Origin of the sequence: Streptomyces sp. 147326, assembly GCF_045000215.1 — a bacterium.
Taxonomy (GTDB): Bacteria; Actinomycetota; Actinomycetes; order Streptomycetales; family Streptomycetaceae; genus Streptomyces.
This window is the reverse complement of sequence record NZ_CP134201.1, coordinates 2083585-2105376: the sequence shown is the minus strand read 5'-3', so window position 1 is coordinate 2105376 and position 21792 is coordinate 2083585. Positions and strand designations below refer to the sequence as shown.

Annotated in this window: 21 protein-coding genes; 9 read left to right on the top strand and 12 right to left on the bottom strand. The window is 74.2% G+C overall.

Annotation, left to right across the window (positions count from 1 at the left end; all coding sequences use genetic code 11):
• Nucleotides 1-43: 43 nt before the first annotated feature.
• Nucleotides 44-1072, bottom strand: coding sequence for a DUF4349 domain-containing protein (locus RIU97_RS09495; protein WP_404955150.1), 1029 nt, complete (start codon nucleotides 1070-1072; stop codon nucleotides 44-46).
• Between the two features lie 138 nt (nucleotides 1073-1210).
• Between RIU97_RS09495 and hemG the strand changes: the two genes are divergently transcribed.
• Nucleotides 1211-2716, top strand: a complete 1506-nt coding sequence (gene hemG / locus RIU97_RS09490; protein ID WP_404955148.1) for a protoporphyrinogen oxidase — start codon at nucleotides 1211-1213, stop codon at nucleotides 2714-2716.
• Between the two features lie 4 nt (nucleotides 2717-2720).
• Nucleotides 2721-3434 (top strand): hydrogen peroxide-dependent heme synthase, encoded by a 714-nt coding sequence (gene hemQ, locus RIU97_RS09485; protein WP_030713537.1) that lies wholly within the window; start codon nucleotides 2721-2723, stop codon nucleotides 3432-3434.
• 113 nt (nucleotides 3435-3547) lie between these two features.
• On the opposite strand, the gene RIU97_RS09480 is transcribed toward hemQ, so the two are convergent.
• The 4 genes from RIU97_RS09480 to RIU97_RS09465 form a co-directional block, all read right to left on the bottom strand.
• A complete protein-coding gene (locus tag RIU97_RS09480; RefSeq protein WP_404955146.1) occupies nucleotides 3548-5185 on the bottom strand; it encodes an alpha/beta fold hydrolase in 1638 nt (545 codons plus the stop codon).
• Between the two features lie 102 nt (nucleotides 5186-5287).
• Entirely contained in the window at nucleotides 5288-6316 is a 1029-nt protein-coding gene (locus tag RIU97_RS09475; protein ID WP_404955143.1) for a TIGR04222 domain-containing membrane protein, read from the bottom strand.
• Complete coding sequence (locus RIU97_RS09470; RefSeq protein ID WP_404955140.1) at nucleotides 6313-7668, bottom strand: DUF692 family multinuclear iron-containing protein; 1356 nt, start codon at nucleotides 7666-7668, stop codon at nucleotides 6313-6315. Before RIU97_RS09470 ends, RIU97_RS09475 begins: the two co-directional genes overlap by 4 nt.
• Nucleotides 7669-7800: 132 nt before the next feature.
• On the bottom strand, nucleotides 7801-8553 hold the full coding sequence (locus tag RIU97_RS09465) for an aminoacyl-tRNA hydrolase (RefSeq protein ID WP_404955138.1): 753 nt from the start codon (nucleotides 8551-8553) through the stop codon (nucleotides 7801-7803).
• A 71-nt stretch (nucleotides 8554-8624) separates the two neighbouring features.
• Between RIU97_RS09465 and RIU97_RS09460 the strand changes: the two genes are divergently transcribed.
• The 4 genes from RIU97_RS09460 (at nucleotide 8625) to RIU97_RS09445 (ending at nucleotide 11497) form a co-directional block, all read left to right on the top strand.
• Nucleotides 8625-9299, top strand: a complete 675-nt coding sequence (locus RIU97_RS09460; RefSeq protein WP_404955136.1) for an AIM24 family protein — start codon at nucleotides 8625-8627, stop codon at nucleotides 9297-9299.
• Nucleotides 9296-10111 carry an ATP-binding cassette domain-containing protein gene (locus RIU97_RS09455; RefSeq protein WP_404962798.1) on the top strand — a complete coding sequence of 272 codons (816 nt, stop codon included), beginning with the start codon at nucleotides 9296-9298 and terminating at the stop codon, nucleotides 10109-10111. The genes RIU97_RS09460 and RIU97_RS09455 overlap by 4 nt, the downstream gene beginning before the upstream one ends.
• Nucleotides 10108-10758 (top strand): ABC transporter, encoded by a 651-nt coding sequence (locus RIU97_RS09450; RefSeq protein WP_404955134.1) that lies wholly within the window; start codon nucleotides 10108-10110, stop codon nucleotides 10756-10758. The genes RIU97_RS09455 and RIU97_RS09450 overlap by 4 nt, the downstream gene beginning before the upstream one ends.
• 241 nt (nucleotides 10759-10999) lie before the next feature.
• Nucleotides 11000-11497 carry a hypothetical protein gene (locus tag RIU97_RS09445; RefSeq protein ID WP_404955132.1) on the top strand — a complete coding sequence of 166 codons (498 nt, stop codon included), beginning with the start codon at nucleotides 11000-11002 and terminating at the stop codon, nucleotides 11495-11497.
• Nucleotides 11498-11548: 51 nt separating this feature from the next.
• On the opposite strand, the gene RIU97_RS09440 is transcribed toward RIU97_RS09445, so the two are convergent.
• Genes RIU97_RS09440 through RIU97_RS09430 form a run of 3 tightly spaced genes read right to left on the bottom strand, consistent with a single transcriptional unit; the run spans nucleotide 11549 to nucleotide 15119 of the window.
• Nucleotides 11549-12535, bottom strand: coding sequence for a TolB family protein (locus RIU97_RS09440; RefSeq protein ID WP_404955130.1), 987 nt, complete (start codon nucleotides 12533-12535; stop codon nucleotides 11549-11551).
• Nucleotides 12532-13770, bottom strand: a complete 1239-nt coding sequence (locus tag RIU97_RS09435) for an MFS transporter (RefSeq protein ID WP_404955128.1) — start codon at nucleotides 13768-13770, stop codon at nucleotides 12532-12534. The genes RIU97_RS09440 and RIU97_RS09435 overlap by 4 nt, the downstream gene beginning before the upstream one ends.
• Nucleotides 13770-15119 carry a discoidin domain-containing protein gene (locus tag RIU97_RS09430; RefSeq protein ID WP_404955126.1) on the bottom strand — a complete coding sequence of 450 codons (1350 nt, stop codon included), beginning with the start codon at nucleotides 15117-15119 and terminating at the stop codon, nucleotides 13770-13772. Before RIU97_RS09430 ends, RIU97_RS09435 begins: the two co-directional genes overlap by 1 nt.
• 266 nt (nucleotides 15120-15385) lie before the next feature.
• Here RIU97_RS09430 and RIU97_RS09425 point away from each other — a divergent pair, with 266 nt between their 5' ends.
• Nucleotides 15386-15577 (top strand): hypothetical protein, encoded by a 192-nt coding sequence (locus tag RIU97_RS09425; RefSeq protein ID WP_404955124.1) that lies wholly within the window; start codon nucleotides 15386-15388, stop codon nucleotides 15575-15577.
• Between the two features lie 16 nt (nucleotides 15578-15593).
• Here RIU97_RS09425 and RIU97_RS09420 read toward each other — a convergent pair whose 3' ends face one another.
• The 3 genes from RIU97_RS09420 to RIU97_RS09410 all read right to left on the bottom strand — a co-directional run bounded on the left by RIU97_RS09420 (nucleotide 15594) and on the right by RIU97_RS09410 (nucleotide 18586).
• Nucleotides 15594-16514: a polysaccharide deacetylase family protein gene (locus RIU97_RS09420; protein WP_404955122.1), complete on the bottom strand. Its 921-nt coding sequence runs from the start codon at nucleotides 16512-16514 to the stop codon at nucleotides 15594-15596.
• A gap of 71 nt (nucleotides 16515-16585) precedes the next feature.
• The gene (locus RIU97_RS09415) at nucleotides 16586-17944 is read right to left on the bottom strand and encodes an alkaline phosphatase PhoX (protein ID WP_404955120.1); all 1359 of its coding nucleotides are present in this window, start codon (nucleotides 17942-17944) and stop codon (nucleotides 16586-16588) included.
• A gap of 66 nt (nucleotides 17945-18010) precedes the next feature.
• Nucleotides 18011-18586 (bottom strand): hypothetical protein, encoded by a 576-nt coding sequence (locus RIU97_RS09410; RefSeq protein ID WP_404955118.1) that lies wholly within the window; start codon nucleotides 18584-18586, stop codon nucleotides 18011-18013.
• Between the two features lie 255 nt (nucleotides 18587-18841).
• Between RIU97_RS09410 and RIU97_RS09405 the strand changes: the two genes are divergently transcribed.
• Together RIU97_RS09405 and RIU97_RS09400 are read left to right on the top strand one after the other, a co-directional pair.
• The gene (locus RIU97_RS09405; protein ID WP_404955116.1) at nucleotides 18842-20155 is read left to right on the top strand and encodes a cytochrome P450; all 1314 of its coding nucleotides are present in this window, start codon (nucleotides 18842-18844) and stop codon (nucleotides 20153-20155) included.
• A 27-nt stretch (nucleotides 20156-20182) separates the two neighbouring features.
• Nucleotides 20183-21277, top strand: coding sequence for an amidohydrolase family protein (locus RIU97_RS09400; RefSeq protein WP_404955114.1), 1095 nt, complete (start codon nucleotides 20183-20185; stop codon nucleotides 21275-21277).
• A gap of 65 nt (nucleotides 21278-21342) precedes the next feature.
• Here RIU97_RS09400 and RIU97_RS09395 read toward each other — a convergent pair whose 3' ends face one another.
• The gene (locus tag RIU97_RS09395) at nucleotides 21343-21771 is read right to left on the bottom strand and encodes an OsmC family protein (protein WP_404955112.1); all 429 of its coding nucleotides are present in this window, start codon (nucleotides 21769-21771) and stop codon (nucleotides 21343-21345) included.
• Nucleotides 21772-21792: the final 21 nt, after the last annotated feature.

Here is a 21792-nt window from a genome sequence, read left to right as displayed (position 1 = left end):
TCATCGGATGGTGAACACGCTACGGGCGAACGCGCGTTCAGTCCTACACGTCGGCCTCGGTGTCCGGAGCCGGCGTCCGGGGCGCGGGGACCTGGGCCGCGGGGACCTGGGCCGCGGTCCGCTGCGGGACCGGGGCCGTGACCTGGGCCGCCTTCGGGCGCGCCGGACGCCGCCGGCGGTACAGCCGGACCAGCGCCACCACCAGCGCCGCCGTCAGCGCGAACGGCAGCAGCGCGCCCACCGCCACCGTCAGGTACCGCACGACCGTGGTGAAGACCTCCCAGCCGCCGCGCAGGGCGTCCAGGAACGTGGGCTCCTTCTCCTTCTTCTCCGTGACCTCCGGCTTCGGGGCGGGCTCCGTGACCTCCAGCGTGATGGTGCCCATCGAGGTCTGGTCCTTCAGCGCCGTCTGCTGCGCCTGCAGCGATTCCAGGTCGGACTGGCGCCGGCTCAGCTCGCTCTCCAGCATCACCACGTCGCTCAGGGCCGTGGCCTTGCCCATCATCTCCCGCACCCGCGCCACGCTCGCCTGCTGCGACGCGACGCGGCTGCCGATGTCGGCGACCTTCTCGGTGACGTCCTGCGCGTCGACCTTGCGGTGCAGGAGCTTCCCGCTGCCCTCCATGGCGCTGAGCACCGAGTCGTAGCGCTCGCCGGGCACCCGCAGGGTCACCGTCGAGGTCATCCGGCCGTCCCCGCCGCGTTTGGTGGACTCGTTGCCGACGTAGCCGCCCGCCCCGTCGGCCGCGGCGCGGGCGGCGGCGAGGGCCTTCTGGGCGTCCGTCGTCTCGATGCCGAGCGTCGCCGTACGGATCACGTTCGGGCGGACCGAAGCCGCCGGCGGGGCGTTCTTGTCGGCCGGGGCGGCCGACGGGGCCGCCGCGGCGCCCCTGGCGCCCTCCGCACCCTGGGGTGCCTTGCCGTCCTGGGCGGGCGCCGGTGCGACCGCCGCCCGGTCGGCCGAGGACGTCTTGCCCCCGGCGTCCGCGCCGCAGCCGGTGAGCGCGAGCGCCCCGGCCAGGGAGAGGGCGGCCAGGGCCGCGGCGGAACGGTGTCGGTGCAGAGCACTCATCTTGCAAACCCCCGATGATCGGCTGGTGTTGCCGTTTCGACGTACAGAGTCCCGTCGCGGGTTTCGCTTCCACGGTCCCGGGCCGGTCCCGATGCGGTCACGGTCCGGCCTCGGAGATCGGTCTGAGACGATGTGTCCATGCACGAAGCGGACATGCGTACGGATCGGCCGGGCCCGGCGGGCTCCCCCGGCCACGTCGTCGTCATCGGCGGCGGCATCGCGGGCCTCGCGGCGGCCCACCGGCTGCTCGCCGAAGGCGCCCGCGTCACGCTGCTGGAGGCCGGACCGCGCCTCGGCGGCAAGCTGTACGCAGGCGAGCTCGCCGGGGCCCGCGTCGACCTGGGCGCCGAATCCATGCTGGCCCGCCGCCCCGAAGGCGTGGACCTCGCCCGGGCCGTGGGACTCGGCGAAGCCGTGCAGCCGCCCGCCACCGCCACCGCACACCTGTGGACCCGGGGAGCGCTGCGGCCGATGCCGCGCGGACACGTCATGGGGGTCCCGGGCGACCTGGGGCCGCTCGCCGCCTCCGGGGTGCTCTCCCCGGAGGGACTGGCCCGCATCGAGGCCGAGCGCACGCTCGCGCCCACCGAGATCGGCGAGGACGTCGCCGTCGGCGCGTACGTCGCCGCCCGGCTCGGCCACGAGGTCGTCGACCGGCTGGTGGAGCCGCTGCTCGGCGGGGTCTACGCGGGCAACGCCTACCGCATCTCCATGCGGGCCGCCGTGCCCCAGCTCTTCGAGGCCGCCCGGACGCACGCGCTGCTCTCCGACGGGGTACGGGAACTGCAGCGGAGGGCGGCGGCCGGTCCCCAGCAGGCCGGTCCGGTCTTCGCCGGGATCGACGGCGGCATCGGACGGCTCCCGCTCGCCGTGGCCGAGGCCTGCCGCGCGGCCGGCGCGCGGATCGTCACCGGCGCACCCGTCACCGAGGTCACGCGTACGCCCGCAGGCTGGCGGATCGTGGCCGGCGCCGGAACCGTCGGAACCGCCGGGACGATCGAAGCCGACGGCGTGATCCTGGCCACCCCGGCCGGGCCCGCCGCACGCCTGCTGGACGGGCTCGCGCCCACCGCCGCGGCCGAGCTGCGCGGGGTCGAATACGCCTCGATGGCCCTGGTCACCATGGCCTTCCGCCGCTCCGACCTGCCGGCCGCCGTCGCCGGCGGGGGCGCCAGCGGGTTCCTCGTACCGCCCGTCGACGGCCGGACCATCAAGGCCTCCACCTTCTCCAGCAACAAGTGGGCCTGGGTCGGGGCGGATCCCGAGCTCTTCCTGCTGCGCACCTCGGTGGGCCGGTACGCGGACGAGGCCGACCTGGGGCGCGAGGACGGCGAGCTGGTCGACGTCTCCCTCGCCGACCTCGGCGAGGCCGTGGGCCTCGCGGCCCGGCCGGTCGCCTCCACCGTCACCCGCTGGGACGGCGGGCTGCCCCAGTACCCGGTCGGCCACCTCGACCGGGTGGCCCGGATCCGCGGCGCCGTCGCCGCCCTGCCGGGTCTCGCCGTGTGCGGCGCGCTGTACGACGGAGTGGGCATCCCGGCCTGCATCGCCGGCGCCGGCCGGGCCGCGGAGGCGGTGCTCGCCTCGCTCGGTGCGCGTACGGCACCCCTGGCGCCGACCACTGATCAGCGCACGGGACAATAGGAACATGACTGCACCAGAGAAGATTCCCAACGCGGGGAAGAAGGCGAAGGACCTCAACGAGGTCATCCGCTACACCCTGTGGTCCGTCTTCAAGCTGAAGGACGTCCTGCCCGAGAACCGCGCCGGTTTCGCCGACGAGGTCCAGGAGCTGTTCGACCAGCTGGCCGCCAAGGACATCACCGTCCGCGGCACCTATGACGTCTCCGGCCTGCGCGCCGACGCCGACATCATGATCTGGTGGCACGCGGAGACCGCGGACGAGCTGCAGACCGCGTACAACCTGTTCCGCCGCACCAAGCTGGGCCGCGCGCTGGAGCCGGTGTGGTCGAACATGGCCCTGCACCGCCCGGCCGAGTTCAACAAGTCGCACATCCCGGCCTTCCTCGCCGACGAGGTCGCGCGCGACTACGTCAGCGTGTACCCCTTCGTGCGCAGTTACGACTGGTACCTGCTGCCGGACGAGGACCGCCGCCGCATGCTCGCCGACCACGGCAAGATGGCCCGCGGCTACCCCGACGTCCGCGCCAACACCGTCGCCTCCTTCTCGCTGGGCGACTACGAGTGGATGCTGGCCTTCGAGGCGGACGAGCTGTACCGCATCGTCGACCTCATGCGTCACCTGCGCGCCTCCGAGGCCCGCATGCACGTCCGGGAAGAGGTGCCCTTCTACACCGGACGCCGCAAGTCCGTCGCCGATCTGGTGGCCGGGCTCGCCTGATACCTCCCCTGGGGGGAAGGACCGGAGGACGACCACACCGTCAGGTGAGTTCCTCCGGTGGATCGGGAGGCCCTGCCCCCGAAACGACGCAGCCGGAGATCCCGCCCGGAAGTTCAGACGACTGGCGGCAGCAGCGCCCTGCGGGCGCTCGCTGCCCGGTCGTCCAGCGACACCGGTGCGGGCTCCGGATGCGGCGCACATGTGACACGCCACCCCGGGGTGGCGCCCGTCAGCAGATACCGCTCCACGTGACGGTCCACGCAGTCGTTGCGTCCGCCGACCACTCCGTGCGAGCCGGACCCCGCCTCCGTCACCAGCGCGGCCCCGGCGCCCAGCCGCCGCTGCAGCTCCAGCGCCCCCGGGTACGGGGTCGCCCCGTCCCGCTCCGCCGCGACCACCAGCGTCCGCGGCAACAGGGCCGGCCGTTCGACCGCCACCGGCCGCTGCCGCCCGGGCACCGGCCAGGAGGCGCACGGCAGGTTCAGGAAGGCATTGGCCCAGGTCTCGAAGGGGGCCGTGCGGGCCAGCTCGGTGTTGTCGCGGTCCCAGGTCTCCCAGTCCGCGGGCCAGGGGGCGTCGTTGCACAGCACCGCCGTGTAGACGGCCGTCGCGTTCTCCGCTTCGGCCGCCGCGGCCGGGTCCGGGGCGGCCTGGGCGGCCAGTTCCGCCGGATCGCCGCGGAGGAAGGCGGCCAGGGCCGACGCCCGCTCCGGCCATACGTCGTCGTAGTACGCGGCCTGGAGGTAGGCGGCCCGGAGTTCGCCGGTGCCGACCCTTCCGCCGGCGGGCGTACGGGCCACCGCGTCCCGGACCCGCTCGTAGCTCGCCTGCACGGCCGCCGGGGTGGCGCCCAGGCGGTACGTGCCGTGGTGCCGGGCGGCCCAGGCGCGGAAGTCGTACCAGCGGCGCTCGAAGCCGGCCGCCTGGGCGAGGTTGTTGCGGTACCAGACGCGGCGCGGGTCGGGATCGACCGCCGAGTCGAGGACCATCCGGCGGACGTGGCCGGGATGGAGGGCGGCGTAGACGGCGCCGAGGTAGGTGCCGTACGAGGCGCCCATGAAGGTCAGCTTCCGCTCGCCGAGCGCGGCACGCAGGACGTGCAGATCGCGGGCGTTGTTCAGGGTCGAGTAGTACGGCAGGGCCGCGCCGGCCCGCAGCGCGCAGCCGCGTGCGTAGGCCCGGGCGGCCTCGAGGCGCCGCCTCTTGTACGCGGGGGAGGGGTCGGCGGGCTCCTGGGTGGGGCCCGTGGTGCGGGCGGAGGGGTCCTGGCAGGACAGCGGGGCGGAGCGGCCGACGCCGCGCGGGGCGTAGCCGACGAGGTCGTAGGCGGCGGCGATGCGCTCCCATTCGGGCAGTCCGGCGACGAGCGGGAAGGACGTCCCGGAGGCTCCGGGGCCGCCGGGGTTGTGGACGAGCGCGCCCTGGCGGACCGCTCCGCGGGCGCGGGTGGCGGTGACCCGGCTGACGGTGAGGGAGATCTGCGGGCCGTCGGGGCGGGCGTAGTCGAGCGGTACGCGCAGGGTGGCGCAGCGGACCGCGGCGGGGAGCCCCTCGACGTCGGGGCAGGCGCGGAAGTCGAGCCCGGCGGTGGCGGCGCGGCGGGCGGCGAGCGCGGCGCCGGCCGACTCGGCCCCGGCGGCCCCGGCGGCCCCGGCGGCATCCGGGGCCGGTGCGGCGCCGGCGGTGGGGGTGCACAGGGCGAGGGTGAGCGCCGCCACGGCGGCTCCGTGGCGCGCGAGTCTCGTCCGCATGACAGGGCCTGCCTCTCATCGTATGAAGTGATGAGAGGCCGGACCGTGTTCGTTGTAAAGGATCACCGGCGGGTGTCGGCCGCCATGGCCCCTGCCGGCGTATCAGGAACTGCTGGAACAGCTCGAACTCGAACTGCTGGAACAGCTGGAACCCGAACTGCTCGAACAGCTGGAACCGGATGATCCGCCGCAGCTGGAGCTGCCGCCTCCGCAACTGCTGCCGGAGGAGCCGCAGCCGCCGCCCGAGGCACCGCAGCTCGAACCGCCGCCCCCACCCCCGTCGCTCATGGCGCACCAGACCACCGGCAGCACCTCGGCCGCGGATCCGTACGACGACGAGTGGGTGTGGTGGGAGTGCGCGCCCGACTGCGCCGCGGCCAGCCGGGTGCCGCGGGCGGCGGGCACCAGCTGCTGGAGCAGGTACGGGTCCCGCAGGCCGCGCAGCCCGAACAGGGCGGTCTGCACGTACGGGGTCCGGTCGTTCACGTACGCGGAGCGCAGCGCCCGCAGCGCACGCAGCCCCGCCCGCGTGACCCGGCTCCTGGCCCGGACCGCGCCGATCAGGCCCAGGACGATGCCGATCACCAGCACGGGCAGCACCTTCACGACGAACGGCACCTGGGCGCCGCGATCGAGGGCGAGTCCGACGAAGGTCAGCACCAGCGACACCGGGATCAGGAGCGCGCAGACGGCGGCCTGGACCAGCCCCCTGCGCCGCCAGGTCCGCCCGGATCCGGGCGGGGACACCAGCCCGCGGTCGGCCAGCACGTCGCCGATCTCCTGGACGGCCGGGTCGCACATGGCGGTGTAGCGCACCTGGTACAGCCAGCCCGAGGGAGCCCCGTGGTGGGCCTGGAGCACGGCGCGCTCGGCCGGGTCGGAGGCTCGCGCCCCGGGGCGCACCTGGACGATGCCCGGGCCGCCGACCACCAGGCGGCCGTCGCCGAGCATCGCGACGAGCGCGGCGTCCACGACGGTGCCGGGCCCGCCCACCACGAAGGCGGCCTCGGACAGGTCGTGGAGACCGGCGGCGGGCCCCGCCGAAACGGGACGCCCCCTGCGCACCCCGCGCAGGAGCAGGACGGAGGAGACGACGACGGCGATCCAGACCGCCACGGCGAGGAGGTTCATGCCGCCCTCCCCGCGAGCGCCCGGGCCCAGCGGACCACCCGTCGGGGCGGCCGCACCCCGGCCCGTTCCCGCCACCAGGCGGTGAGCCGGCGCCGGGCGGCCGGATCGGCCGGCAGGTCCCGGATCAGCAGGTGCTCGGCGAAGTCCAGCGCGTCCCGCCGGTACCCGGCGGTCATCGGGCGGCCCTTGGCGTACGCGAGGAACGCCTCGCGGTACGGGTCGCGGCCGCCCAGGATCCCGGGCAGCTCGGGAGCCAGCCTGGCCACCACGTCGGCCCGCTTGGCCGCCAGCGCCCGGGCCTGCACCCGGATGCGCCCGCGGTCGAAGCCCTCGGGTACGGGCGTCCCGGCGACCAGCGCAGACAGCAGAGCGGCCTGCCCGAGCGCGACCCGGGTCCGGGCGGGCTCGGGGGCGACGCGGCCCCCGGGCCCCTCGGCCGGTTCCGGCGCGCTCTCCGGCCCGTCGGCGGCCTCCCGCACGCTCTGCGGCCCTTCGGCGGCTTCCGGCGCGGTCTCCGTCCGGACCTGCCCCGCGGGGCCGGCCGTCACCACCGCCCGGATCGCCGCCAGTTCGCCCGCGAGCTCCGCCTCCGGCGGGAAGTCGTCGTCCCGCTCCAGCAGCACGCCCGGCGGGTCAACCCGGGAGCGGAGTGCGGCGAGGAGGTCGAGCACCACCGGCGGCACCGGGTGCGCGTGCGTGTCGTGCCAGACGTCGCCCCGCTCGACCCCGCCCGCCACGTGCACGTACGCCAGCGCCTCCAGCGGGATCGCGTCCAGCACGGCCGCGGGGTCCTCGCCCCGGTTGACCCGGTTGGTGTGCAGGTTGGCCACGTCGATGAGCAGCCGGACACCGGTCCGCTCGACCAGTTCCGTGAGGAACTGCCCCTCGGTCAGCTCCTCGCCCGGCCACGAGAACAGCGCCGCGATGTTCTCCAGCGCCAGCGGTACGGGCAGCGCGTCCTGCGCGATCCGTACGTTCTCGCACAGCACGTCCAGCGCGTCCCGCGTGCGCGGCACCGGCAGCAGGTGCCCGGCCTCCAGCACCGGCGAGGAGGTCCGTACGAAGGCGATGTGCTCGGTGACGAGCGGCGCCCCCAGCGCCACCGCCCGCTCGCCGAGCGCCGCCAGCTTCGCCGGGTCCGGCCGGTCGGCGCCGCCCAGGCCGAGCGAGACCCCGTGCGGCACGACGCGCGTGCCGCGCTCGCGCAGCCGCAGCAGTGCCTCGGGCAGGTGGCCCGGGCAGATGTTCTCGGCCACCACCTCGACCCAGTCGAGGCCGGGCAGCCGCTCGACGGCGTCCGCGATCTCCGGCCGCCAGCCGATGCCCACCCCCAGGTGTGCCATGGGCTTCATGTCCCCTCGCCCCCTCTCAACGCATCGTGTGCCGATGTCATGGCCCCGACGGAGTCGAGCCAACCGCAGCAGGGGACGTTCAGAGGAACATTTGAGGTTCCCGCGCACGCGGGGGGTGTCCGAGCGGCGCCGTCAGAGCCGGGCGCGCAGCGCCGGGTGGTCGGCGACCACCGTCGCACTGCCCGGCGCGATCTCGGTGAACCCGGCGTCGCGGACCACCGGCAGCCCGCTCCCGCTCAGCTCCGCCCACCGCTCGCGCGCGGCCGTCCGTACGGCCAGCCGGAAGCCGGATTCCCGCCAGGCGGCGCGCTCCGTGCCGGTCAGCTCCCACCACGCCAGCTGCGCCGCGTGCCCGGCCTGGGCCATCGCCTTGCCGGCCGACATGTCGAGGCCGGGGTTGAGCCACAGCACCGGCAGCTCCGCCTCCTCGACCGCGGCCACCGGCTCCGGGTCGTCCAGATCGGTTCCGGACACCTGGAGCTTCGCGAGCTCCTTGGGCCAGCCGTCCAGGGGCACCGGCGGGAAGACCCGTACCTCCGAGGTGTCACCGTGCACCGTGACACCCGGCAGGGTCTGCGCCTTGCGCCACTCCGCCCCGCGGGCCCGGCGGACCACCTTGCGGATCCGCGCGTCCTGCCAGTCGCGGACCGCCTCGGCCCACTCGCCCTCACCCTGCGCCCGCTCGTCGGTCAGCAGGACCAGCACGGCGCGGGCCGCCGTCTCCAAAGCGTCCGTCCGGGCCGGCGGCTCGGCCTTCTCGATCCGGACCACCAGCGGCAGGACGAACTGCGGGGCCTCGTCGCGCAGGGCGTGCTCCTGCCGGAAGGGGCTGTCCGCGCCGACCGCGGGCACGTCGGAGATGTCGTTCGTGTGCTGGCTGCTCATCCCGCCAAGGATGCCAGGCTCCACCTCAAGGAGGATGCCCCGGGTGCTCGCCGCGGGTGAGGATCGGCGGCATGAAGAGTGATCTTTTCGCGTCCGAGAACCTGGCCCAGGCCGCCGTCACCCCCGGCATGAGCCTGCAGAACGCCAAGTCCGTCAAGTACAACGTCAACGGTGAAATGCTGGCCCGTCAGGGCTCGATGGTCGCCTTCCGCGGCAACCTCCAGTTCGAGCGCAAGGGCCAGGGCATAGGCGGCATGCTCAAGCGCGCCGTGACGGGCGAGGGCCTGGCCCTCATGTCCGTACGGGGCCAGGGCGAGGCCTGGTTCGCCCACCAGGCGGCCAACTGCTTCATCATCGACTTCGAGCCGGGCGACGCCCTCACCGTCAACGGCCGCAACGTGCTCTGCTTCGACCCGACCCTGTCCTACGAGATCAAGATGGTGAAGGGCGCCGGCATGACCGGCGGCGGCCTCTTCAACAGCCTCTTCACCGGCACCGGCAAGCTCGCCGTGATGTGTGACGGCAACCCGATCATCATCCCGGTCACCGCCCAGGCCCCGGTCTACGTCGACACGGACGCGGTGGTCGGCTGGAGCGCCCAGCTGGAGACCGGCCTGCACCGCTCCCAGTCGGTCGGCTCGATGCTCCGCGGCGGCTCCGGCGAGGCCGTCCAGCTGATGCTGCGCGGCGAGGGCTTCGTCATCGTCCGCCCGAGCGAGGTCACCGAAACGGCGGCCGCGCACTGAACCTCACGGGTGTGGGCCGGCGTTACGGGCGACGCCGGCCCTGGGTGGTGCGCGGGGTCTCGCTGGAGCTGCCGCCCGGAGCCCTCGTACGGATCGAGGGCGGCAACGGCGGCGGCAAGTCCACCCTGCTGCGCCTCGTCGCCGGGATCGACACCCCGACCGAGGGGCGCGTCGACGGCCGCCCGCGCGGGACGGTCTACGTACCCGAGCGCTTCCCGGCGGCGCTGCCGCTCACAGCCCTTTCCTACCTGACCCACCTGGGCCGGGTGCACGGGCTCCCGCGCGCCGAGGCGGCCCGGCGGGCGGCCGACCGGCTGGAGCGGTTCGGAGCCGCGGGTCACGCCCGCACCCCGATGGCCGAACTGTCCAAGGGGACCAGCCAGAAGGTGGCCGTCGCCCAGGCCCTGCTCGCCGAACCGGGTCTGCTCGTCCTCGACGAAGCCTGGACCGGGCTGGACGCCGCGGCCCGCGCCGAGCTGGACCTCGCCGTCGCCGAACGCACGGCCGCAGGAGCCACCGTGGTGTTCGTCGACCACGACCCGAGCCGGCTCGCGGGCGCCCCCGACGCGCACTACCGGGTCGAGGGGGCCGCGCTGGTTCCCGTTCCCCGGTCCGGGCCGGCGGGGCCCCGCGTACGGATCCGCGCCGCCGGACCGCCCGGCGGCCCGCTGCCGCCGGGGCTCGACGGGCGCCCCGGCCCCGACGGCGCCGTGGTGCTGACCATGGACGGCGCGCGCTCCGACGAGGTCCTGCGCGTCCTGCTCACCGCCCGGCCGCCCTGGCACGTCCGCGCCGTGGAGGAACTGCCGTGACCGCTCTGCTCCGCTACCAGGGCGCCCTGCTGCTGCGCTCCCAGCGCTGGCTCGCCCCCTTCGCCCTGTACGCCGCCTTCGTGGCCGTCGGGATCCGGCCGGGCGACCCGGTACTGGACTCCCTCGGCTACGCGGCCGTGGGCCTGGTCCCGCTCACGGCCTGGCTGGTCCGGATCTGCGTCGGCAACGAGCCGGCCGCGGCCCGCGACGTCACGGCCGCCGCAGCCGGTCCGGTACGGGTGCACGCGGCGGCCCTGCTCACCGCCCTCGCCGGGGCGCTGCTCACCGGCGCGGCGGGCGCGGCCGTGGCGCTGCTGCTCGGTGACCGGGCCGGGCTCGACCCCGCCCGGACCGCCCTCGCGGGCGGCCTGGCGGTGGCGGTGTGCGCGCTGACCGGCGCCGCCGTGGGGGCGCTGTGCAGCAGGCCGCTGGTGCGGCGCCGCGGCTACGGGGTCCTCGCCGCGGCCCTCGGCTCCCTGCTGGCCCTGGTCCTCGCGCCCTCCCCGGCCCGCGGTGTGCTGTCAGCCCTGGCCACGGGGGCGCGCTCGGGCGCCGTACCACTGCCGTTCACGGCTCTCGCGGGGGCGCTGCTCCTGGCGGGCGCGGCGGGTGCGGCGGCCTGCCTCGCCGCCGCGCGGAACGGCTAGAACGGGTCCGCGAAAGCCCGCCCGGCCCGGCGCACCGTCGCCTCCCGGTGTCTTCGGAGCCGGCTCGGGCAGCCCCGGGCAGATGGGTGCCCGGCCGCCGCCATTCGAAGTGTCTCGCGGTTCCAAAGAGTGATGATGAATAACCTTCCGTGACCGCTCGGTCGGGTACGGGGATGCCCGGTCCCGTAGAAGTGGCCACTCCGCATGCGGCGGAGGGCCTCCCCTCCAGGAAAGGAAGCACATGAGGAAGCTGGCTTGGGCTGCGCGGGGCATGTCGGTCGTATCGGGAGCGGTACTGCTCGGGGCGCTCATGGTCCCGTCCGCGGTCGCCGACGACGGCCCGGGGAGCACCGCGGATCCCGGTAGCTCCATGGCGGCGGGCAAGAAGTGCGGCGCACGCGACGTCAGCTCCGCCGCTCCGGACTTCGTCAACTTCCCGAGCGGCGTGATCTTCCGTGTCGCGAGCGACGCGCAAGGGAACTCGTTCCTCAACGACAGCCGGAACCCGGGCGTGTGGATCAACCTCGGCACTCTCGCCAACGCGCCGACGTGCGTCATCGGCACCGCGACCTCGGTCACCGAGAGCAACCCGGGTCTCCTCTACATCACGCTGCTGACCCAGAACGGGGCACAGCACCAGGCCGTATGCACCACCAACAGCACGGCTTTCGCGCCGTCGAACATCGTGGGAGCTTGCGGCAGCGGGTTCTCGCCCCTCCCGAACACCCCCGTCGTCTGAGGTAAGCCAGGATCCTGAGGGGTGTCGTGCCGACAGGCGGCACGACGCCCCTCAGCCCATGCCAGCGGGTGACGAACCGCCCGGGACGAGGAGGTGGGGCTCGCCCGTGCCGTCCTCCCGGGCCGACCAGATGTCGCTCGCGCGACCGTCCTGTCCCGGCAGCGCGTAGGCGAGGGTCGAGCCGTCCAGCCAGGCGGCCTGGTCGTCGACGCTGCGGGGTTCGGCCGACGGGTGCTCGCGCATCGTCGCGAGGTCGAGGACGTACAGCCGCCAGGGCGACCGGGGGTCGTCGGAGACCTTCTTCTTGAAGGCGACGCGCCTGCCGTCCGGTGACAGCGACGGGCATTCGGCGTTCTCCCGCAGTGCCTTCGCCGACCAGGCGCGCAGGTCTCCCTCGACCAGGTGGGTGGTGCCCCGGGTGGAGACGGTGGCGTAGAAGCGGTTGTCGTCGGCGGCGAAGGTGACGCCCCAGTAGTTGACGTCGGAGTCGTGGTGGCGGACCCCGCCGAGGGTCAACGGGATCTGCTCCATCGACTTGACCAGGTAGCCGGTGCGCAGGTCCAGGATCGCCGTCCGGGTGGAGAACGCGGTGGTGGCGTAGGAGTCGCCGGTCGTGAAGGTCGTCCAGGACAGGAGCTGCCCCGAGGCGGAGACGCGGGCCCGGTTGGGGATGCCGGGCACGGTCACCCGGCGGATCTCGCGCAGCCGCCGGTCGAGTACGAGGGCATCGGTGCGGGGCGGGACCCCGGGCAGCTTGCGCAGGCACAGGGCGTGCTCGCCGGCGGCGTGGAAGCGGTCGCAGGAAGGGCCGCCCGTCACCCGCGGCAGGCCCGGGCCGCCCTGGCGCGCGACCCGTCCGCCGGCCGAGTCCCGGAAGTAGAGGCCGGGTTCCGCGAGGGTGAAGGAGGCGTCGGCCTGCTGCCCGGGCGGCCGCTCCCGGTGCCGCGCGTGCAGGACGTAGCCCAGCGAGCCTCCCGCCAGCAGCAGGACCGCGGCGATGACGAAGGTCAGGCGCAGCCGTCGGGACGGGGGGTTCACGATGCCTCCGGGGTGGTCGGGGGAGCGGCGGGCAGGATGCGCGAGGCGGCCACGAGCGCCCCGGTCAGCGCGAGGACGCCCGCCCACAGGGCGGGCCGCTGTCCCCAGAGGGTCCAGGCCGCCCCGAACCCGGCGGCGCCGAGCAGCCGGGCCAGTGCCTGGCCGGTCTGCAGCAGCGCGAGGACGCCCGCCCGGCCCTGCGCGGGCAGCGCCGGCGCGGCCAGTGCCATGAGGACGCCGTCCGTGCCGGCGTAGAAGATCCCCAGCAGGGCCAGGACGGCGACGACGGTCGGCCAGGAGACGGGCGCCAGCAGCACGGCGTACGCGCAGAGCAGGGCGCCGTGCCCGAGCAGGAAGGCCGGCCGTCGTCCGGACCGGTCGGCGAACCGGCCCGCGGGGACGGCGAGCAGGAGGTAGACGGCGGCGGCGCCGAGCGGCAGCAGCGCGAACAGGGCGGGCGGCAGGTCGAGACCGCGCAGGAGCAGCAGGTAGAGGAAGGCGTCGCCGATGGTGGTGGCGCCGAGCAGGGCCGCGGCGTACAGGACGCGGCGGAAGACGGGGTCGCGCAGGGCCGCGGTCCTGGGCGGGCGCGCGGGTCCGGGCACGGCCGTGGCCGCGGCCGGGACGTACAGGACGAGCAGGAGCACTCCGAGCAGGCCGGTGCAGAAGCTGACGGCGAACACCGCGTCGTAGGCGTCGGCGGTCGCCCACAGCACGGCGAACGCGGCGAGCGGCCCGAGGAGGGCGCCCGTGGTGTCCATGGCACGGTGCACGCCGAAGGACCGGCCGAGCGTCTCCGGGGGCCCGCTGAGCGAGATCAGGGCGTCGCGCGGGGCGGTGCGGATGCCCTTGCCGAGGCGGTCGGCGGCGAGCGCGGCGGCGATCCCGGCGGTGGCGCCCCCGGCGAGGAGCAGCCCGAGCCGGGACAGCGCGGAGAGCAGGTAGCCGACGCCGGCGACCCGCTTGTGATGGCCGCGACGGTCGGCGAGCCGCCCGCCGAGCAGCCGCACGAGGGCGGTCGCCCCGTTGAACATCCCGTCCAGGAAGCCGAACTGGAGGGGAGTCAGGCCCAGGTCCAGGACGAGGTAGAGCGGCAGCACCGCCGTGACCATCTCCGAGGAGACGTCGGTGACGAGGCTGACCGCGCCGAGCGCGAGGACGGCGGAGGGGACGCGCCGCCCGGCCATCGGTGTACGGGGCGGCGCGTCCGGGCGGCCGTTGGCGGCCAGGTACATCAGTGGCAGCTGTACTTCGGGCTGGTGTCCTTGACCTGGCCGTCGGTCGCGACGTAGGTCCATCCGTAACCGGAGTCGGTGAAGTCGAGCTTCACCACGCCGTACGGTCCGCTGATCCGCTTCTGGCTGTTGGGCTGGATCTCCTCGATCGGGTAGGGCTCGGCGCCGCCCATCCCGCCGACGATCTCCACGATCCCGTCGGCGGTCGCCCGGCCCTCCGGGTCCTGCGGGGCGAACCGCTCGTAGTGGTGGTCGTGGCCGCCCAGGACGAGGTCTGCCTTCGCGGCGTAAAGGATCTTCCAGACCGGCTTGGAGACCGGGTCGTTGCCGTGCCCGCCGGAGGAGAACAGCGGGTGGTGCCAGTAGGCGGCGACGCACCGCTTGGCGTTGGCGGCGAGATCGGCCTTGAGCCAGTCGATCTGGGCGGCCTGGTCGAAGGAGTTGGAGTCGAGGGCGATGAAGTGCCAGTTGCCCTCCTCGTAGCTGTACCAGCTCTTGCCCTGAGGGAAGGCGATGCTCCCGAAGTACGACTTGTACCCGGCGAGCGGGCCGGCCGGGTCGTAGGTCTCGTGGTTGCCCGGCACGGGGCGGGTCTTGGCCTTGAAGGCGCCCCAGCTCTTGTCGTAGTAGGCGCGGAAGTCGGAGAGCCTGGCGTCGTCGTACTGGTTGTCGCCCATCGTCAGATAGAACTTCGGGTCGATCTGCCGGGCGAGCGCGGCGGTCCTGGGGTGTGCGCATCCGCTGTCGGAGGACGTGCACTGCGCGGCGATGTCACCGGCGGCGACGACCGTGAAGGCGCCGCCCGGCGGCGGACCGCCCTCGACGGTGCCGTACACCTCGGCTTCGAAGAGCGAGTAGCCGTACGAGGTACCGCGAGCGGTGCCCTGGACGCGCAGGTACCGGCCCTTCCCGGACAGGCCGGTCCAGTCGTCGACGCCGCCGTTGCCCGCGGCCTCGGTGGCCAGCGGGGTCCAGGCGGCGCCGTCGGTGGAGACCTCGACGCGGTACGCCTTGGCGTAGGCGGCCTCCCAGGTGAGCCGTACCCGCGAGACGGTGGCCCCGGGGCCGAGGTCGACCCGGATCCACTGCGGGTCCTTGCCCTCGGTGCTGGCCCAGCGGGTGGCCGGGTCGCCGTCGAAGGCGTTCTTCGCGCCCAGCGACGAGGTCTCGGTGGAGGACGCGGTGGCGGGCTTCCCGCGGGATATGAGGGGGTCGGCGGCGGCCCCGGCACGGTCGGGCCAGGCCAGGAGGAGCCCGCAGACGAGCGCGAGTGCGGTGACGCCGGAGAGGAGGAGGGTGCGGAGTCCGCCACGTAACAGAGGCGGCCGGTCGGAGGTGTTCGGGCGCATGGCTGGAACTCCCTGCTTCGAGGGGGGCGAGAGCTGGGCACTGGCGCGGGCGGTGCCGTCCCCTGCCCGCGGGCGGGCAGGGGACTGCACCGCGGCGGCCGGGTCAGAGCTCTCGCTGAGCGCGTCATGCCCGTGGGGGTGGGCACCGCGCCTAGCCGCCGCCCGGGACCTTAACAGGAAGGAAAGTTTCCTACCAGTGTCCCGGCAGCAGTTCTCCGAAGGCTGTTCGCCGCCGGATCCCCCCCCCCGCCGGTAGGCTCGTACGCATGGACCAGCCGAACGGGACGCCGTCGAACTGCTCCGCCCCCGCCGCCCCGGCCGGGCGGATGGACGGGCCGCCCTACGCGGACTGCCTGGAGTGCGGCAAGCCCACCGAGTACGGGGTCGCGACACCGTGCGTGGTGCTGTGCCCGGTGTGCGAGTGGCAGGACGCGCAGCGCACCGCCTGTTCGGGCTGAAGGGCCCGGCCGCCGGTCACTTCCCGATGAGCTCGGAGACCTTCACGAACCGGTAGCCGCGCTTGCGCAGCTCAGGGACGATCTTCCGGACGGCCTCCTCGGTGACCGGGGCGGCGCTGCGCGTGCAGTGCATGACCACCACCGAGCCGGGCTTCACCCCTGCAAGGACCTGTTCGGCCACCGCGTCCGGGTCCTTCGCGAAGGCGTCCCCGCTGACCACGTCCCACTGGACGGCCGTGACCTTGGCCGTGGACAGGGCCCGCAGCGCCTGGTCGTCGTAGCAGCCGCCGGGGAAGCGGAAGTACGGCACGGTGTTGACGGCCCCCGCCTGCCGGAAGGCGGCGAAGGCGCGGTCCACGTCGGCGCGGGCGGCGGCGCCGTCGAGCGCGGGCAGCCCGTAGCAGGGGGACTTGAAGGCGTGGTGGCTGTACGAGTGGTTCGCGATCTCGAAGTTCGGGTCGGTGCCGATGGACTTCGTCTGGTCCGGGTACTCCTCGGCCCAGCGGCCCGTCATGAAGACCGTCGAGGGCACCTTGAGCGTGCGCAGGGCCGAGATCAGCTGCGGGTTGTCGAAGTGTTCCCCGTCCGCGGCGCGCGGCCCCTGGTCGGAGGTCATGTCGGCGTCGAAGGTCAGCGCCACGGTCTTGTCCGTCTGCTGCTTCGCGCGCTCGAAGACCGGGGTCAGGCCGTTCGGGCCGGGGGCCAGGGTCGGAGGCCTGGCGGGGGCACCGGCCTGCGGGGCGTTGGGGGAAGGGCTCTGGGAGGCGGCGCCGGCGCCGGGGGCGGAATCCGCGGGGGCGGACGCCGCCGGCGTGCCCAGGCGGGCTTCGCGGCCTGCGTCCGTGGTGCCGGAGGCGCCCCCGCATCCCGCGAGGGAAGCGGTGAGGGCGGCACTGAGAGCGGCCGAGGCCACCACGTTGCGCACAGAAATGGTCACGCACGCAAACTATATGACTATGTGACAAGTGACCGTGTGCGGCACTCCCAGTTACCCCTCGGGCCCCCCGGTCAGCGGCGCCAGGGGCCCGTCACCGCGAAGGTGGTGCCCGGCGTGTAGGCGTTGACGTACATCGTGCGTCCGTCGGGGGAGAAGGTGACCCCGGCGAACTCCCCCCACTCCGGGGCCCCCGGCCGTCCGATGTCCTCGGCGTTGCGGGCCACCGGATAGACCTCGCCGCCCTCCGTCACGCCGAAGACGTACTGGTACCCGCCGCCGTCCTCGCACACCATCAGGCCGCCGTCCGGGGCCAGGCAGATGTTGTCGGGGGAGTCCCCGGGCAGCGCGACGTCGGCGGCCGGGCCGAAGAGCACGTCCAGCCGGAGCCGGGCCCGGCGCGGATCGTAGAACCACACCTGCCCGTGGTGGTCGGCGGACGCGCCCTCGCCCGTGCGGGCGTAGCTGGAGACGAAGTGGACGCCCGAGCCGCCCCAGTAGCAGCCCTCCAGCTTCTGCGCGTGGGTGATCCCGCCCGGCCCGAAGTCCTGGAGCCGGATCGGGGTCCCGGCCGCGTAGGGGTCCGGTACGGGCACCCACTCCACCGGGAACTCCGCCCCCGGCTCGTCCACCAGGGCGAGGTCCGCGATCCCCGGCACGCGCAGGGCCTCCAGGGCGCCCCCCGCCCGCAGCGAGCCGAGCCCTCCGAGCGGCCGGGCCGGCAGGAAGCGGTAGAACAGCCCGAAGGGCTTGATGAAGGCGTCCTCCGTCTCGTAGACGACCCCGCGGTACGGGTCCACGGCGACGGCCTCGTGCGCGAAGCGGCCCATCGCGGTGAGCGGGACCGCCCCCGAGCGGTGCGGGTCGGCGGGGTCCACCTCGAAGACGTAGCCGTGGTCCTTGGTATGGCCCGAGGTGCCCGCGCGGTCCTCGGTCTCCTCGCAGCTCAGCCAGGTGTTCCAGGGGGTCCGGCCGCCCGCGCAGTTGACGGCGGTGCCGGCGAGGGCGACCCGCTCGCCGGTGACCTTCCCGGCCGCGTCGAGTTCCAGGGCCGTGCAGCCGCCCAGGGCCTCGGGGTCGTACGTCAGTCCCGGCACGGCGGGGACGCGCAGGGCCGCGGTGGCCCGGTTCTCGTGGTTGCGGACCAGCCGCACGCGGCCGCCGCCGGCGTCGAAGGCGGCCATGCCGTCGCAGTTCGCCGGGACGGCGCCCTCGCCGGAGCGCAGCGGACCGCCCGCGCGCGAGAGCACCCGGTAGCCGAACCCCGCGGGCAGGTCGAGCAGCCCGCGCGGGTCGGGGAGCAGCGGCCCGTACCCCCGCCCGGCCCCGGCGGCCCGGGCCGGGGCGGGGGCGCCGCCGGCGAACAGCGCGCCGAGCGTCCCGCTGAAGGCGATCGCGCCGGCGGCGAGCAGGCTGCGTCGGGTGACGGACATCGGCGGCTCCGGGCGGTGTCGGCAGCGGTGTTCGGCGCGGTGTTCAGGAAGGGCGTCGGGACGGTGTCAGGGGCGGGTGGTGCCCGGGAGGCAGGTCACCGCCGGGTTGAAGGTCTGGAACAGGCCGCCGGGGTTCTTCTTCCAGAGCCACAGCTGCAGGGCGTAGTGGACCGGCTGGCCGGGGAAGTTACCGGGCTTGGGGCCCTTGAAGGGGACGCCGAACAGCGTGGGGCGGTCGTCGTCCGTGGTCAGCTTCTGGTCGCGGTCGTAGACCAGCCACTGGACTCCGACGAGGCGTTTGCCGCCGCGCCCGTCGTCCTCGTAGTACAGCGCGGCGGGCTTCGCGGGATCGAGGGAGTTGTCGTAGGCGTGGTTGAAGTGCGGGTAGCCGAGCGCGCCCGTTCCCCCCGCCTTGTCGAAGACGCAGTACTTGTCAGGCTTGTAGCCGGCCGCCACCGCGTTGGCGTGCACCTGATACTTGGCGGTCGCCTTGTAGACGACGGCCCGGTCGGCCACGGCCCGGCCGACGCCCCGGTCGGCGTCGGGACGGGGCACGGCGGTGGACGAGGCGGCGGGAGCGGCGAGCGCCGCCACGGTGAGGGAGGCGGCGGCGGTGAGGGCCAGGGCGAGACTGCGGGCCATGCGCGGGCTCCTTGCGACGGGCTGGCAAGAGACCACCTACCCCTTCCCCGGGCCGCCGCGGCCGCCACCCACCGGGCCCCGGACGGCCGACCGCCGATCGGCTGAGGGGCGGCGGGGCCCGCACGCGGACGACCTCGTATCCGGGCCCGCCGCCTCACCCGAACGGGAGCGGCGCCGTTTCGCCGCGCACCCGCACGGGGAACCCGTGTGTCCGCAGGAGGCGAGTGCGGGCGAGTGCGACGGAGGGTGCGGAACATGGCGCAGCAGGATGCGGCACCGAACGGCGGCGGAGAGCTGCAGGACATCGTCTCGGCCGTGTCCAGGGGCGCGCCGGAGTACCGGCAGTGCCCGCACCCCATGTACGCCGTCCTGCGCGAGCAGGCCCCGGTGTGCCGGCTGACTCCGCCCCACGGGGTCGACACGTACCTCATCACCCGCCACGACGACGCCCGCGACGCCCTGTCGGACCCCCGCTTCAGCAAGAACATGCGCGGCGCCATCGACACCTACCACGCCGTGTACGGCAGCTTCTTCGACGCGCTCGACGACAACGTGCTCTTCTCCGACCCGCCCCGGCACACACGGCTGCGCCGCATCCTGCGCAGCGCCTTCACCCCCCGGCGGGTGGAGGAGATGCGCCCGAGGATCACCGAGATCGCCGAGGGCATCCTCGGCGCATGCCGGAAGGCCGGCACGGTCGACCTGATGGCCTCGTTCGCGTTCCCGCTGCCCATCGCGGTCCTGTGCGAACTGATGGGCATCCCGCAGGAGGACCGCCCGGAGATCCTGGAGCAGTTCGCCGTGGTGACGCGCTCCCGGTTCGATCCCAGCAAGAGGGCGGAGCTGAAGGCGGCCGAGGAGCGGCTGCAGCACCGGCTGGAGCGGCTGATCGCGGACACGCGCGAGCACCCGTCGGACTCCTTCCTCAGCGACCTCCTCCAGGCGGAGGAACGCCTGGAGGACCCCGAACTGGTCGCGTCGCTGTGGGTGCTGTTCTTCGCCGGCCACAAGACCACCGCCTACCAGATCGGGAACTCCGTCCTCAACCTGCTGCTCCGCCCCGACCAGGCGGCGAAGCTCCGCGAGGACCCCCGGCTGATCCCGCGGGCGGTCGAGGAGATGCTGCGCTTCGAGGGTTCGGTGGAGACGTCGACCTTCCGGTACGCGGCGCAGGACGCCCGGATCCGGGACACGCTGATCCCCGAGGGCGCCCTGGTGCAGATCGCGATCTCCTCGGCCAACCGGGACCCCGAGAAGTTCGACTCCCCGGACGACCTGGACGTGACGCGCGAGGGACTCCAGGGGACGCACCTGGGCTTCGGCCACGGGACCCACTACTGCCTGGGGGCGCCGCTGGCGCGGCTCGAACTCGAGATCGCGCTCGCCTGTCTCCTGCGGGAGTTCCCGGACATGGAGCTCGCGGACGCGGAGGAGACCAGGGGGGCGTGGCTCAAGGGACCGGTGGCGGCGTTCCGGGGGCTCGAACACCTCCGGCTCGTCCTGGAGCCCTCGCGCTCCGACGGGGAGCCCGGCGAGCCGACCCTGGCCTCCGTGGCCTCCGGAAAGTAACCCAGACCCGATGGGCGGTGGATCGGCATGACGGATTCCGTGAGTACCCCGGCGCTGCGTCTCCTGGGCACCCCGGCGGACGAACTGCGCATCGCCGCGGTGGGCACCAGTGAAGTCATCCGGGTCGGGCGGGGTCCCTCCGCACCCGGCCAGGACACGGCCCGCGCGGTCCATTCGAAGATCGACATGCATCATCACTACTGCGCGCCGCAGTGGCGCGAATGGGCCGTGCACCACGGGCTGATCACGCCGGAACAGCTGCCTCCGTGGACGCGGCTCGGCATCGAGGACGCGATCCGCTTCATGGACGGCGCGGGCATCACGACGGCCGTCCTCAAGCCGATGCTGCCGGCGCGCTACCGGTCGTCGGCGCAGCTGCGCGAAGCCGTCAACATCACGCTGCAGTCGATGACCGAGGTGGCGGCCTCGCATCCGGGCAGGTTCTCGTACTACGTGCCCCTGTTCCTGGACGACCAGGAGGCGTCGTCCTGGGCCGTGCGCCGCGGCCTCGGGCAGCTCGGCGCCGTCGGCGTGAACGTGACGGCCAACTACGGGGGCGTCTACCTCGGGGACCCCTCCTACGACCGGCTGTTCCACGAGCTGAACGAGTTCTCCGCCGTCGTGGACACCCACCCGCACAACCTGCCCGGGTGCCCGCCCGGCGCGTCGGCCGTTCCGGGCATTCCGAACTTCATGTGCGACTTCCTCCTGGACACCACGCGGGCCGCCGTGAACATGATCAGCAGGCGGACGCTGGACCGCTTCCCGGACCTCTCCGTCGTCCTGCCGCACGCCGGCGGCTTCCTCCCCTACATCGCCACGCGCCTGCAGGCCCTCGGACGGTTCTGCGAACCGCGGGTCGAACCGGCCGCCGTCCGCGACCACCTGAGCCGCTTCTACTACGACACGGCCGGCCCCATGGCGCCCGCGGCGACCCTGCTGGAGCACGTGCCGGCCGACCACGTCCTCTTCGGCACCGACTGGCCCGCCGCCCCCGCCGACACGGTCACGGAGCTGGCGCTTCCCGCTCTCGACGCGGACCCGGCCTTCACCCCCGAGCAGCTGCAGGGGATCTACCACGGCAACGCGTTGCGCCTGATCCCGCAGTTGGCGACCGCCTGACGGGGCGCCGGACGGGGGTGCGGGCCGCACGGCGCGGCCCGCGCCCCCCGCCGGAGGGGGAGCGATCAGACGAGCTTGGCGTCCAGGGTGATCGTCGTACCGGTCAGTGCCTGGCTGACCGGGCAGTTCTTCTTGGCGTCCTCGGCCGCGGCGGTGAACGCGTCGGCGTCCAGGCCCGGCACCTCGCCCTCGGTGGTGAGGTGGATGCCCGTGATGCCCTTGCCGGGAACGAAGGTGACGGCGGCCGAAGTGGTCAGCTTGGCCGGCGGGTTGCCCGACTTCGCCAGGACGTTCGAGAAGGCCATGTTGAAGCAGCTGGAGTGCGCGGCGGCGATGAGCTCCTCCGGGCTGGTCCGCCCGTTCGCCGCCTCGTCGGTGCGTGCGGGCCAGGAGACCGGGTAGCTGCCGAGGCCGGACGAGTCGAGGGTGACGACGCCCTTGCCTTGGAGCAGGTCGCCCTCCCAGACGGCGTGGGCGTTGCGTGTGGCGGCCATGGTGGATCCCTTCGTAGAAGC